At 37.5% G+C, this 12,616-nt stretch carries 14 protein-coding genes and 1 pseudogene; 11 read left to right on the top strand and 4 right to left on the bottom strand.

Features of this window, described 5'->3' with window-relative positions:
- Window positions 1–7: 7 nt before the first annotated feature.
- The 8 genes from J7E63_RS18390 (at window position 8) to J7E63_RS18355 (ending at window position 9,338) form a co-directional block, all read left to right on the top strand.
- Entirely contained in the window at window positions 8–1,678 is a 1,671-nt protein-coding gene (locus tag J7E63_RS18390) for a glycoside hydrolase family 13 protein (RefSeq protein WP_215014924.1), read from the top strand.
- Window positions 1,679–2,000: 322 nt separating this feature from the next.
- A complete protein-coding gene (locus J7E63_RS18385) occupies window positions 2,001–3,026 on the top strand; it encodes a LacI family DNA-binding transcriptional regulator (RefSeq protein WP_215014922.1) in 1,026 nt (341 codons plus the stop codon).
- Window positions 3,027–3,144: 118 nt separating this feature from the next.
- A complete protein-coding gene (locus J7E63_RS18380) occupies window positions 3,145–4,368 on the top strand; it encodes an ABC transporter substrate-binding protein (protein WP_215014920.1) in 1,224 nt (407 codons plus the stop codon).
- Between the two features lie 136 nt (window positions 4,369–4,504).
- Window positions 4,505–5,371: a carbohydrate ABC transporter permease gene (locus J7E63_RS18375; protein WP_215014996.1), complete on the top strand. Its 867-nt coding sequence runs from the start codon at window positions 4,505–4,507 to the stop codon at window positions 5,369–5,371.
- The gene (locus tag J7E63_RS18370) at window positions 5,371–6,192 is read left to right on the top strand and encodes a carbohydrate ABC transporter permease (protein WP_215014918.1); all 822 of its coding nucleotides are present in this window, start codon (window positions 5,371–5,373) and stop codon (window positions 6,190–6,192) included. The genes J7E63_RS18375 and J7E63_RS18370 overlap by 1 nt, the downstream gene beginning before the upstream one ends.
- A gap of 23 nt (window positions 6,193–6,215) precedes the next feature.
- Window positions 6,216–8,411, top strand: coding sequence for an alpha-galactosidase (locus J7E63_RS18365; protein WP_215014916.1), 2,196 nt, complete (start codon window positions 6,216–6,218; stop codon window positions 8,409–8,411).
- A 156-nt stretch (window positions 8,412–8,567) separates the two neighbouring features.
- Window positions 8,568–9,056, top strand: a complete 489-nt coding sequence (locus J7E63_RS18360) for a GH32 C-terminal domain-containing protein (RefSeq protein WP_215014915.1) — start codon at window positions 8,568–8,570, stop codon at window positions 9,054–9,056.
- 12 nt (window positions 9,057–9,068) lie between these two features.
- The gene (locus J7E63_RS18355) at window positions 9,069–9,338 is read left to right on the top strand and encodes a SemiSWEET transporter (protein ID WP_215014913.1); all 270 of its coding nucleotides are present in this window, start codon (window positions 9,069–9,071) and stop codon (window positions 9,336–9,338) included.
- Window positions 9,339–9,537: 199 nt separating this feature from the next.
- Here the strand turns inward: J7E63_RS18355 and J7E63_RS18350 are convergent, their stop codons facing one another.
- Window positions 9,538–9,927 (bottom strand): YuzC family spore coat inner layer protein, encoded by a 390-nt coding sequence (locus J7E63_RS18350; RefSeq protein WP_215014911.1) that lies wholly within the window; start codon window positions 9,925–9,927, stop codon window positions 9,538–9,540.
- 113 nt (window positions 9,928–10,040) lie between these two features.
- Between J7E63_RS18350 and J7E63_RS18345 the strand changes: the two genes are divergently transcribed.
- A complete protein-coding gene (locus J7E63_RS18345; protein WP_215014909.1) occupies window positions 10,041–10,367 on the top strand; it encodes a cupredoxin domain-containing protein in 327 nt (108 codons plus the stop codon).
- 404 nt (window positions 10,368–10,771) lie between these two features.
- Here the strand turns inward: J7E63_RS18345 and J7E63_RS18340 are convergent, their stop codons facing one another.
- From J7E63_RS18340 to J7E63_RS29720, 3 genes and pseudogenes are all read right to left on the bottom strand, one after another.
- Window positions 10,772–11,005 (bottom strand): hypothetical protein, encoded by a 234-nt coding sequence (locus J7E63_RS18340; RefSeq protein WP_215014907.1) that lies wholly within the window; start codon window positions 11,003–11,005, stop codon window positions 10,772–10,774.
- An 8-nt stretch (window positions 11,006–11,013) separates the two neighbouring features.
- Window positions 11,014–11,241 (bottom strand): hypothetical protein, encoded by a 228-nt coding sequence (locus J7E63_RS18335; protein ID WP_308161976.1) that lies wholly within the window; start codon window positions 11,239–11,241, stop codon window positions 11,014–11,016.
- A pseudogene (locus J7E63_RS29720) lies at window positions 11,239–11,469 on the bottom strand (IS110 family RNA-guided transposase); the annotation flags it as partial. The gene J7E63_RS18335 and the pseudogene J7E63_RS29720, both read right to left, overlap by 3 nt.
- A gap of 418 nt (window positions 11,470–11,887) precedes the next feature.
- Between J7E63_RS29720 and J7E63_RS18330 the strand changes: the two are divergent.
- Window positions 11,888–12,070, top strand: coding sequence for a hypothetical protein (locus J7E63_RS18330; RefSeq protein WP_215014905.1), 183 nt, complete (start codon window positions 11,888–11,890; stop codon window positions 12,068–12,070).
- A 141-nt stretch (window positions 12,071–12,211) separates the two neighbouring features.
- Entirely contained in the window at window positions 12,212–12,421 is a 210-nt protein-coding gene (locus tag J7E63_RS18325) for a hypothetical protein (protein WP_215014903.1), read from the top strand.
- Window positions 12,422–12,616 lie beyond the last annotated feature (195 nt).

The raw sequence follows: 12,616 nt of genomic DNA, 5'->3' as shown, positions 1-12,616 counted from the left end.
TGCACAAGTGAACAAAAAGTGGTGGAAAGAAAGTGTCGCCTATCAAGTCTATCCTCGAAGTTTCATGGACAGCAATGGGGACGGGATTGGTGATTTAAAAGGTGTAACAGCCAAATTAGATTACCTAAAAGAGCTAGGAATTGATGTGATTTGGCTGTCGCCGATGTATAAATCACCGAATGACGACAATGGTTATGATATTTCAGATTACCAGGATATTATGGAAGAATTCGGAACGATGGCAGACTTTGATGAGTTGCTTGACGGAGTTCATCAGCGTGGAATGAAAATAATCCTGGATTTGGTCATCAATCATACGAGCGATGAACACCCTTGGTTTATTGAGTCACGCTCCTCTAAGGACAACCCGAAGCGTGACTGGTACATTTGGAGAGATGGCCAAGATGGAAAAGCGCCGAACAATTGGGAGTCGATTTTCAGTGGGCCTGCTTGGAGATATGATAAAGAAACAGAACAGTATTTCATGCACATCTTCTCTGCACGTCAGCCTGATTTGAATTGGGAAAACCCTGAGGTAAGAAATGCTCTAGAAACAATGGTAAACTGGTGGCTGGAAAAAGGAATTGACGGTTTCCGTGTAGATGCGATCTCACATATAAAAAAAGAACCAGGATTCCCTGATATGCCTAACCCAGAAAATCTTGATTACGTGCCATGCTTTCCTAAAATGATGAATGTGGATGGAATTGATGAATTCCTCACAGAATTTTCTCAAAAAACATTTAAAAACTATGACATCATGACCGTTGGGGAAGCAAATGGCGTCGGGCTTAATGAAGCTGATCAATGGGTGGGTGAAGAAAACGGCTATTTCAATATGATTTTCCAATTCGAATTTTTAGACTTATGGGATAAGGATGCAGAAGGATCCATTGACGTTCGTAAATTAAAAAAGGTTTTAACCAAATGGCAGACAGGTTTAGAAGGCAGAGGATGGAATGCCTTATTTATCGAAAACCATGACCAGCCACGACGGGTTTCTAGCTGGGGTAATGACCGGGAGTTTTGGAAAGAGAGTGCTAAAATGCTAGGAGCGCTATATTTCCTCATGAAAGGGACTCCATTTATTTACCAGGGTCAGGAAATTGGGATGACGAACGTCCAATTCCCGTCTATTCATGATTACAACGATGTTGGCATGATTAACTATTATCATGTTGAAACCGCCAAAGGACGTTCCCATGAAGAAATTATGAAAGTTATTTGGGAAAAGGGCCGGGATAATGCTCGGACGCCGATGCAATGGGACTCATCTAACATGGGAGGATTCACTACTGGCAATCAAACATGGCTGGGTGTGAATCCAAACCTCACAGAAATAAATGTTGAATCACAATTAAACGATCCTGACTCGATTTTATCTTTTTATAAAAAATTGATTCGCTTAAGAAAAGAGAATCCCGTATTTGTTTATGGTACTTACAGCTTAATAGCTGCGAATCATCCGAAACTGTTTGTGTATTCGCGCAGATTAGGTAAACAAAAAGTACTTGTTATTAACAATTTTAGTGAAAAATCAACAAGGTTTCGTGTCCCAGGTAGTTTATCTTATTCCACTTCTAAACTGGTCCTTAACAATTATGAAGTTGTGGGTAAGAAATTATCGAAAAATTTCACATTAAAACCTTATGAAACAAGGGTATATATACTGAAGTAAAACATGGGGGCATTTGCCCCTTTTCTCATTTTTGAGAGTCCTATAAATATTGGGATTTAATGAATGATGAATAAATAATTAAACAAAGAACAAATTAATATTATGTATTTTTTAAAGGTAAAATGAACTAGTCATTTTACCTTTTTTCTATTTTAGTAAATATGAGGATATTATTAAGTTACGTTAACTAAAGAAAAACTGATTATTTTTAGAAAAAATTGATTTTTTTAAAATATAAGTTGATTGAAAGCGCATAACATGGTATATTGTTAATATAAATTTAGTTAACTTAACTAAACAAAATAAAGTTGTAGGTGAGTATATGGCAACGATTAGAGATATTGCGGAGCATGCCAGTGTTTCAACGGCAACCGTATCTAGAATACTAAACAATGACCCTACTCTTTCTGTATCCGAGGATACGAGGAAAAGGGTCATCGAAATCGTCAATGAGCTAAATTATAAACCATTAAGAAAAAAAAGTGGAAAAGCGGATAAACCAATAGAAACATTTAATATTGGCCTGATCATGTTGAATGATGAAACTATTGACCCGTACTTTCAGTCAATACGGCTGGGGGTGGAAAACACCTGTAATCAATATTCCTTTAATATCGCCTCGACATTTATGGTTGGTAAAAGCAACATAACAGCGGAGAGCTTAAGTGGTTTAGATGGTCTTATTGTTATGGGGGACGTTGATATTAAAGATTTAAAAGAAATTTACTATGAAAATAATAATATCGTTGCAGTAGACTATCTTCCCCAAGATTTGAATGTGGATGTTGTAATTTCAGATTTTGAAGGCGCTACCCATCAAGTTTTGGAGCATTTAATTGGTCTTGGTCATACTGATATTGCCTATTTAGGCGGAAGAGGAATGGTCTATGGTGTGAATAGTAATATAACACTTGAAAAAGAGGATACAAGGAAAAGTGCATTCGAAAAAATAATGAAAGAGAAGGGCTACTATAACCCGGCTAAAGTATTTGAAGCAGATTGGGGCCCATCCAGTGGTCATTTATTAACGAAACAATTAGTAGAAAGTGGGCAGATGCCAAGTGCAATTGTTGTTGGAAGTGATCCAATGGCATTGGGTGTCCTTCGTGCCTTGCATGAAGCAGGGATCAAAGTTCCCGAAGAAGTTTCGGTTTTTAGCTTTGATGATATCGAAGCCGCCGCCTATATGAATCCGCGTCTTTCTACTGTGAAAGTACATGGCGATGAAATGGGGAAAACCGCTGTGAAGCTTCTATATGATCGTTTGAAAGGGAGAACCCTACCACTGAAGGTTACTCTACCAACAGAATTAGTTTTACGTGATAGTGTCAGCGCAAAAAAACAATAAAACGGGTTCAAGGAGGGAGATGGGAGTGATTATCAGCAAATTCTGTAATCGCTGCCAATCCTTTCATTAAATAAAGTTTTCATAAAATGAAAATCTATCAAAATATGGGGGATTCTCGATGAAAAAATCAATCTCGTTAGTTGCAACTGGTATGATCGCGCTTTCTGTTCTTGCAGGGTGTGGCAGTAAGGAAGCTTCAGGTGGTTCAAATGGAAAGGTGAAAATTGAATTTTTAGAGTACAAATCTGAAGCAAAAGGTACATTTAGTGAATTAGCCAAAAAATTTGAAAAAGAAAACCCCAATATTGATATTGTTGTTACTAATCCACCGGATGCTGTAACCGTATTAAAAACACGGGTAGCCAAACGTGATCTTCCTGATGTTATTGGGATGGGCGGGGATGTATCCTATGCAGAGATTTCAAAGGCAGGAGCTTTTAAAGATGTTTCGAAAGACAGCACATTAAATGATATTCAGCCAGCGTATATTGACATGTTAAAGGATATTTCAAAACAGGACAAAGTATATGGAATTCCCTATGCAGCAAATGCCAATGCAGTAATTTATAACAAAACTATTTTCAAAGAATTAGGCATTGAAGTACCAACAACATGGGAAGAATTTATCGCGGCAGCGGAAAAAGTTAAAGCTGCAGGGAAAATTCCATTTTACTTTACCTTTAAAGATGCTTGGACAGCCTTACCTGCTTACAATGTTCTCGCAGCAAACACACAGGGAGATGACTTCTTTAAAAAGTTAGATAAGGGAGATACGAAATTTGCAGAAGGGCACAAGGAAGCAGCTGAAAAGCTATTAACCCTGCTCGAATATGGCCATAAAGATCAGAATGGTAAAGCGTATAATGATGGAAACGTAGCCTTTGCAAAAGGTGAGTCTGCTATGTATCTACAAGGTATTTGGGCGATTCCAGAAATTAAAAAAGCGAATCCAAACATTGAGGTGGGCGTATTCCCTTACCCAATTGGAGAATCAAAAGTTGTATCAGGTGTAGATTTATTACTTGCTCAATCTGCGACGACTGAGCATCCGAAAGAAGCTAAAAAGTTTATTGAATTTCTTTTGAGTGATGAAAATATGAAAGAATATCTTACACAGCAAAACGCCTTTTCAGCTAAAACAGGTATCGTACAGGAAGCACCTGAGTTAGAAGGATTAAAAGCAAGCTTTGCAAAAGGCGCTGTAGTTGACTTCCCTGACCACTATGTACCAACTGCCGTTGCCCTTGAAAAACAATTGCAGGTACTTACACAGAAAAAAGATGTTAATCAATACTTGAAAACTCTAGATACTGAATGGGAAAAGGTAGCAAACCGTAAATAATAATTTAATCATGGAGAAATTGGGGGAATCCTAATTTCTCCATCTTTATAAAGGAGTGAAAGAAGTGAGTAAAGAAGATTTCGCCTTGAAAAACGGTAGTATTCCTTCTGTTAAGATAAAAGAAAAGAAGAAAACTATGAAACTCAAAAACTTACCTTTTTATTTAATGACAGTACCTGCACTTCTCCTTTTTGCTATTTTTCATACATCTCCAGCTATTCAAGGCATTTATTATTCATTTACAAACTGGGATGGCTTAAGTTTCACTTACGACTTTGTAGGATTCAAAAATTATTTGAATCTATTTAAGGACTTTAACATTTTAAATTCTTATTTATTTACCTTTAAGTTTGCTATTATTTCAACGATACTCGTTAACGTTTTGAGTCTAATGATTGCCATGGGACTAAATGCAAAAATTAAAGGAAAGAATTTTTTTCGGGCTGCTTACTTTTTACCAAATGTCCTTGGCGTGTTAATTGTTGGTTTTATCTTCAATTTTATATTTTCTAATGTAATCCCACAAATAGGCGATAAACTGGATCTTGGATTTTTATCGACTAATATTCTAGGGAGTGAAAATACTGCATGGATAGGAATCGTCATTGTAGCTGTATGGCAAGCATGTGCCTTCAATGTCATTCTCTATTTATCAGGTTTGCAGACAGTTCCAACAGAATTATACGAAGCATCAAGTCTAGATGGAGCGAATAAATGGCAGGAATTTTGGAAGATAACATTTCCAATGATTGCTCCTTTCTTCACAATCAATATGGTGCTTTCTATGAAAAGCTTCTTAATGGTTTTTGATCAGGTAGTTGCCTTAACAGGTGGCGGACCAGGCCGTGCCACGGAGTCCATTTCACTTCTCATTTATAAAGGTGGCTTCCAAGGCGGAGAATTTGCTTACCAATCAGCCAACTCCGTTATCTATTTTATTGTAATTGTTATCGTCTCTGTATTTCAAATCAAGGTTCTCCAAAGAAGGGAGATGGATATGTAATGTTGAAACAAAAGACGAATTGGCCAGTTACGATTCTAATTGCATTAGGATCATTATTTATACTTTTCCCATTATATATTGCAGTTTCAATTGCGTTAAAAACACCTGATGAGCTCGCGCAATCTGTCCTTTCTCTTCCTTTAGGTTTTCATTTCGATAACTTTAAAAAGGCGATTGAATCTACTAACTTTTTTGCAGCATTAAAAAATAGTGCATTTATTACAGTAATTACAGTTGTTTTTACGATTTTAACAAACTCATTGGTTGCTTATGCCATCGCCAGAAATTTGCATCGCAAATTTTTCAAAGGTCTATATTACTATTTTGTCAGTGCCTTGTTTATCCCATTTCCGATTATTATGCTACCACTGGTAAAACAGACAGCCGCTTTTGGTATGGATAATCAAGGTGGACTGATCTTTTTATACATTGTTTATGGAGCTGCATTAAATATCTTTATTTACACAGGATACATTCGTTCGATTCCAAAGGAACTGGAGGAAGCGGCCATCGTAGACGGCTGCAGTACTTGGGGAGTATTTTGGAAAGTGATTTTCCCGTTGTTAACCCCGATTAATGCAACTGTTGGAATTCTAACATGCTTATGGGCTTGGAACGACTTTATGCTGCCATTGATCATCTTAAATGATCCTGCAGATGCGACTCTTCCTTTGGTTCAATATATTTTCCAGTCTGAGTTTGGTACGGACTTTAATTTAGCATTTGCATCATACCTATTAGCTCTATCACCAATGGTCATTGTCTACATCTGTGCACAAAAATGGATTATCGGCGGTGTGGTAAAGGGAGCTATTAAATAACAGTTTTAGGAGTTGAGGTTTTTATGGGAATCCAATTTGATTCAAAAAATAAATCGTTTCATTTACAGGCCAAGGATACAAGTTATGTCATGGAAATTCTCCATGAAGGATATTTAGTGCACCTTTATTGGGGCCGAAAAATCAACACCTATCGTCATTCTAATTTTCTGCAGTTTTTAGACCGCGGTTTCTCAGGAAACCCTTATCAGCATAAAGATGACAGGACTTTCTCCCTTGATACGCTTCCGCAAGAGTATCCACAGTATGGGAATACAGATTTTAGGAAGCCTGCTTATCAAATCCAGCTCGAAAACGGTTCAACCATAACTGACCTAAGATACCAAACCCATTCGATTTTTAAGGGGAAAGCTCCTTTGGAGGGGCTGCCTGCAACGTATACAGAGAGTGACAACGAGGCGGAAACACTTGAAATTACAATGGAAGATTCCTTAATCGGCCTGAAGGTGATCCTAAGTTATACCGTTTTCGAGCAGTTTAATGTCATTACACGTTCGGTACGATTTATCAATGAGGGGAGTCAGTCACTAAAGTTGTTAAGTGCGCACAGTCTCTGTGTTGATTTCAGGGATGCCGATTTTGAGTTTTTACATCTTCATGGTGCCCATGTAAAGGAACGACATATTGAACGATTGCCGCTCCGTCATGGAATCCAGTCAGTTGAAAGCACAAGAGGTGCAAGCAGTCATCAGCATAATCCATTTATTGCTTTGTTAAGGAAAGGCACAACAGAAGATTCAGGAGAAGTATATGCCTTTAACTTTGTATACAGTGGTAATTTCCTGGCGCAGGCGGAAGTGGACCAATTTAGGAACACGAGAGTCACTATGGGGATCAATCCCTTTGATTTTAACTGGACGCTTGAACCTAATGAAGCCTTCCAAACACCAGAAGTTGTTATGGTATATTCATCAGAAGGTGTAGGCAGTATGTCAAGGACGTTTCATGAGTTGTACCGTACGCGCTTAGTAAGAGGCAATTTCCGGGATAGAGAACGCCCAATTTTAGTGAACAACTGGGAAGCAACTTATTTTGATTTTAATGCGGACAAGATTTTAGATATTGCAGAAACAGGACGTGAGTTAGGAATCGAATTGTTTGTCCTAGATGATGGGTGGTTTGGTAAGAGAAATGATGATAAAACTTCATTGGGAGATTGGTTCGTTGACCGCCAGAAACTTCCCGAAGGTTTGAATCATCTCGCTCTTCGTGTCAAGGAGCTGGGACTGGATTTTGGACTATGGTTTGAACCGGAAATGGTTTCTGTTGACAGTGATCTATACCGAGAACATCCAGATTGGTGCCTACATGTTCCAGGGCGCAATCGTTCGGAGAGTCGTAATCAATTAATACTCGATTTCTCAAGGGAGGATGTCTGCTATGAAATTACAAAGAGAGTTTGTAATATTTTAGCAAGTGTCCCAATCTCATATGTGAAATGGGATATGAACCGCCATATGACCGAAATCGGTTCGGCTGCTCTTCCTCCTGAAAGACAAAGAGAGACAGCGCACCGTTATATGCTTGGATTATATAAGGTGATGGAATCTATCACATCTTCCTTCCCGCATGTTCTATTCGAAAGCTGCTCGGGCGGAGGAGGAAGATTTGATCCGGGAATGCTCTATTACATGCCGCAGACATGGACAAGTGACAATACGGATGCTGTCTCACGGTTAAAAATTCAATATGGCACAAGTCTTGTTTACCCGATTGTTACCATGGGTTCACACGTATCTGCTGTTCCGAATCATCAGGTTCATCGCAGTCCATCTATACAGATGCGTGGCGATGTAGCGATGTCTGGGAATTTAGGCTATGAGCTTGATTTATCGAATCTATCAGAGGATGAAAAAGAAATTGTCAAAGAGCAAGTTTCTCACTATAAGGAAATTCGTCAATTAATCCAGTTTGGTGATTTTTATCGATTGCAAAGTCCATTTGAAGGAAATGAGACATCTTGGCTTTTCACTACTAAGGACAAGACAGAAGCAATCGTCTATTATTTCCGGGTTTTGGCAGAACCAGCTGCACCAACTGCAGTTTTAAGGCTAAAGGGAATTGATCATTCAAAACAATATCGAGTTGACGGTACTGATCAAGTATTTGGCGGGGATGAACTCTCTTATGTTGGACTCGCTATTCCGGTGGAAATAAAGGGAGACTTTCAAAGTTTTGTTTGGCATTTGAAAGAACTATAGTTTTTGATAGTTAAAGTCAATAAATAGGTATAAGGGAACGATGAAAACCAATGTGTTAAATGGCTTCATCGTTTTTCTTTTTTTGTAGATAAAAAAAGTGAGGGATATTCATGGAACAGAATCATCAACAACGTTTGTCAACATGGCAACTTATCTATGGTCCCTGTTGAAGAGTTGCAGAAGTTACGGAATGAATACATTTTTGTACCGCAAACGAACATTTCAGAAAAAATAATTTTGGAACATATCCACGGGGAATGCCTGGAAATTATTGCAGAGTTTTCTTTAAAGGAATGTTCTGCTGAAAAGTTTGGCCTCCATGTTCGCTGTTCATTGGATGGGCAAGAAAAAACTTCTGTAATTTATGATGTCAAAGATGGTAAAATTTATGTGGACCGAAAGTACTCGGGCAAAAGAGAAGGCGGAATTAGAACAAGTGTTGTGCATGGAAATCATGATTCTATTAAACTCCACCTATTTATTGACAGGTCATCGTTAGAGTTGTTTGTCAATGATGGAGAAACAGTAATGACAACACGTATTTATCCTGACCCGTTAAGTACTTCAGTAGAATTATATAGTGAGGGAGGAGTAGCCAACTTAATAAAATTAGATTCATGGACTTTAAACGATATATGGAGATAAGGAGACAAAAGAATGCAGGAGCTAATACCTGTTTTTGGCTATGTTGCAGCTATTTTAACCACCCTTTCTTTCCTGCCACAGGCAATTAAAACAATCAAAGAGAAAAATACAGAAGGAATATCATTAGTCATGTACAGCTTGTTCACAAGCGGAGTTTTAATGTGGCTGTTGTATGGACTATTTGTAAATGATATTCCAATAATTGTTGCAAACGCTGTAACGTTAATTTTAGCTGTAACAATATTAACTTTAAAAATTAAATATAGTACAAATGCTAAATAATACGAAAAAGACGATTCGGTGCCGAAGTGTCTTTATTCATGTTTGTTACTCTAAATATAAATCCATGTAAATGTTTTCAATATGAAGTTGGTTTAGCTAGAAATGAAAAGAGTAGTGGTATCCTCATTTGTTTGGGATACCACTTTTTTTGGGGAGATTAGTTTTTTCCACGTGGAATGTATAGGTCTCTTTCCAACCATTAATTCCCCCATTTCATGGACACCTTTAAAGTGCAGCAGCTGGCAGGATTATTTTGGTTTGGTTGTGTGGTGAGTTCGAAGATGACGCCACTTGGCGTAAATGTAGTTATCACAGGGACTCTTAATCCAATGCTACTAATTAAATGATCAACATCCGCTTTTTTCCCTTGCTGGGCAGCAGTCATCATTTTGCGAGCAAAGTCTGAATCTCCTAATCGATCAAGTAAAATACTTCCTTGAGCCATTAATTGCCGAAATGATTTGACTGACTCCTCAAATATTTTAACATCAACTGGCGGATAACTCCTTGGGAATGTATGCACCATCAATTGAGGCGGGTAAACAGGCAATGGAGGATAGACTGGATAGTGATATGGGTAAATATACATTCGTACTCTGCTCCTTCCATATTTAAAACACAAGGCAATATACGGTATGTAATTTTGGGAATATTGGTTACTGGAAAGTTTTGTATAAAACGTGATACATATCACCGAAATGATTGTCCGTTGTGACAACTTTAGGCTCACTCGGCGTATTTGCCGAATCCGGTGTTGTAACTCAGCCTATGGAGACGGTTAAATCGATTGAGGTCGTGTTGAACGATGATTACTTTAATCCGAAAGGCATCACTATTCCGAATGGAACAACCACAACGTTGATATTGAAAAACAAAGGTAAGAAAGAGCACACCTTCACAGTGGAAAAGCTCGGAATTGACGCCGAGGTACAGCCAGGAAAAGAAAAAAACATTACTGTGAAACCGAAACAGCCCGGTACATATGAACTGATATGCCGGTACCATTTCCAGGAAGGAATGGTTGGATAAGTAATAGTCAAATAAAGGCCAATTAGGTAACGGGGTTCAGTTTATGGGGAGAAAACACTGATTATCAACTGAATTCACATTGTTTTTACACTTGTTTTTACATTAAAATGACTAATAATAATAGCAACTGAATTAACTCAGTTGCTATTATTATTAGTCCTACATTCTTTAATTTCCCCTGCATCCGTCAAACATCGAATGTACAATTCTTGTAATTGGGTTTTCCCGAGACTTTAAGCTACGTATCATTTATTTCTTATTTACAATCAGCACTGCAGACACTTAGAGTGCTGTTCACTTCTTAGAAGATAAGATTAATAGAGGGTATTCAATAAAAACATACAAGATTAGTATTCTTGTATCTTGAGGAAGAACTTTTTGATTTTTTCGGAGGCTCGAATGTCTTAAACCACACTATTTTTAACGGTAGCACTATCGCTGCCATCAGGATCAAATAAAGCAACGCTTGGAAAATTTAAAGGGGATAGACCTCCATTTTGTTCCCCAATTCCTTGGTTCCGTTTGTATGAAACAAATAGATCCAGGTGCTGACTTGGACCAAGATTGAGAACTGCTCCATGGTCAATGGCATTAATCTTAATACCTAAAATATTGAGTACAACCGGCGCAAATGTCATGGTGTCATTCATAAGGGGTTAGGCAGATTAGCTGTTTCAAAAGAGGAATTGGCATCAAACTGATCCCGATCATCAATACTGCTCCTCGTACCAAGAAAGTTGCTTCCATCTCCCATATTTTGCCCTAACCCCATATTTTTCTTGTCTGAATTATGCCATTCAGCCAAAAGGTTTTGACCAACATTTATAGCTGATGCATTCTCAAAGGAATTCACTTTAATAATATTTATATTTATTGCTGCATTTAAGTGTTTTAATTTTTTTAAGTCTTGAATCCAGTTTAATAGTTTAACGAACCCCTCTTCATTATTTTCAAATATAAGAGGATCTCCAACTACAATTCCACGGAAGTTAACTGCTCTTGCAACGTGTAGTTGTTGAGCAATATCAACACCAACAATAAGATGTGTATCGGAAATTCTTTCAATTAGTTGATTTTGTTTGTCTTGCATTTTAAAATTCATATTAGGGCTTCCTCCTTAAGACTCTGAGTTAGATTAGACTCTATACTCGTATCTTACTGAGGGGCTCTATTTTTTTCAAACCTGATATTTAACGATCTACAGGAATGCTAACCTGCTTCGTTACTTGAATAAGAAAACAATGCCTTGCTTCTTTACCTCATAGTTGTTGAACTAACTCCCGTTACTTGAATAAGAAAAAAGCATTACCGCTGTTCCAGTAATGCACCCTTTAGCTGAATAAGGAAAAATTCCGTTGCCCGACTTCTTACTTTGAACAACTATCCATGCTCTGTCCCTACCGCTTGATTTTCACTTCTTTCCCCTGTATATCCAGGATTTTTGGACTGTATATGTTTAATGGCTCCAGGTCAGTATCTTGGGCATAATACAGTTTATATACATTAGAGAGGGGGATAGTATGAGGCTAAGAAATGGAGATTTTTATACAAATGTTTTTACCAATAAATTATATAGGTTAAATGAAGATGACAATAGCAGCTGGTACTTGAGTTTACGTGATGAAGAAGGTTATCATGAAACAGAAAAGACATCAGGGCGTGATATGATTAGATTGGTAGAAGGTGGTTATAAAAAAAGCTAATAAAAAAACTACCCCATTCCTGTCAGGGTTCCTGTAATCAGATGTTTTAGTGGAAAGTCGGTAAAACTTGAAACAATATAAGATATTCAAAGGAAAAAAAGTGCCTTTATGTCGAATATAACAGATAAAGGGGATGACCCAATGAATAAAGTTGAGTTATTAAAAAAATTACTAAACGGTAGTCGAGGTAATATGTTTTCATTAGAGATTCCTACTACAAAAGAAGATGAAAAAAAGATTCAAGAATTGGTTAGAGTATTAGAAACAGAAGAAAAAATTAAATTAAGAGAATATGTACAGAGAGAAGACTCAGTTTATTTACATGGAATAATTAAGTATGCATCCGAATAATCGGATGCCTTACTTTCTTGAACTAAACCCGTTACTTTAAGTACAACACTTCACAATCTGCTTCGTTAATCAAACAAAAATAGGCGATGCCTTGTCAAAGCATCGCACCCTTTAGCCATCCATGAAGCGCAAAAATCAGCGCTTCACCACAGAGAATGAAAATGGTCACTAAACGTCAATACTGATTCTACGGCT

Source organism: Bacillus sp. ISL-75 (assembly GCF_018613095.1).
The sequence above is the reverse complement of the archived record's forward strand: the minus strand, read 5'-3'. Positions and strand labels throughout refer to the sequence as shown.

Excerpts from the sequence above, each read along its gene's own strand:
- J7E63_RS18325 (WP_215014903.1), top strand. The coding sequence starts at position 12,212 with ATGAATAAAGTTGAGTTATTAAAAAAATTACTAAACGGTAGTCGAGGT.
- J7E63_RS18340 (WP_215014907.1), bottom strand. The coding sequence starts at position 11,005 with ATGACATTTGCGCCGGTTGTACTCAATATTTTAGGTATTAAGATTAAT.
- J7E63_RS18330 (WP_215014905.1), top strand. The coding sequence starts at position 11,888 with ATGAGGCTAAGAAATGGAGATTTTTATACAAATGTTTTTACCAATAAA.
- J7E63_RS18360 (WP_215014915.1), top strand. The coding sequence starts at position 8,568 with ATGGTCCCTGTTGAAGAGTTGCAGAAGTTACGGAATGAATACATTTTT.
- J7E63_RS18350 (WP_215014911.1), bottom strand. The coding sequence starts at position 9,927 with ATGTATATTTACCCATATCACTATCCAGTCTATCCTCCATTGCCTGTT.
- J7E63_RS18375 (WP_215014996.1), top strand. The coding sequence starts at position 4,505 with ATGAAACTCAAAAACTTACCTTTTTATTTAATGACAGTACCTGCACTT.
- J7E63_RS18385 (WP_215014922.1), top strand. The coding sequence starts at position 2,001 with ATGGCAACGATTAGAGATATTGCGGAGCATGCCAGTGTTTCAACGGCA.
- J7E63_RS18365 (WP_215014916.1), top strand. The coding sequence starts at position 6,216 with ATGGGAATCCAATTTGATTCAAAAAATAAATCGTTTCATTTACAGGCC.
- J7E63_RS18370 (WP_215014918.1), top strand. The coding sequence starts at position 5,371 with ATGTTGAAACAAAAGACGAATTGGCCAGTTACGATTCTAATTGCATTA.
- J7E63_RS18355 (WP_215014913.1), top strand. The coding sequence starts at position 9,069 with ATGCAGGAGCTAATACCTGTTTTTGGCTATGTTGCAGCTATTTTAACC.
- J7E63_RS18380 (WP_215014920.1), top strand. The coding sequence starts at position 3,145 with ATGAAAAAATCAATCTCGTTAGTTGCAACTGGTATGATCGCGCTTTCT.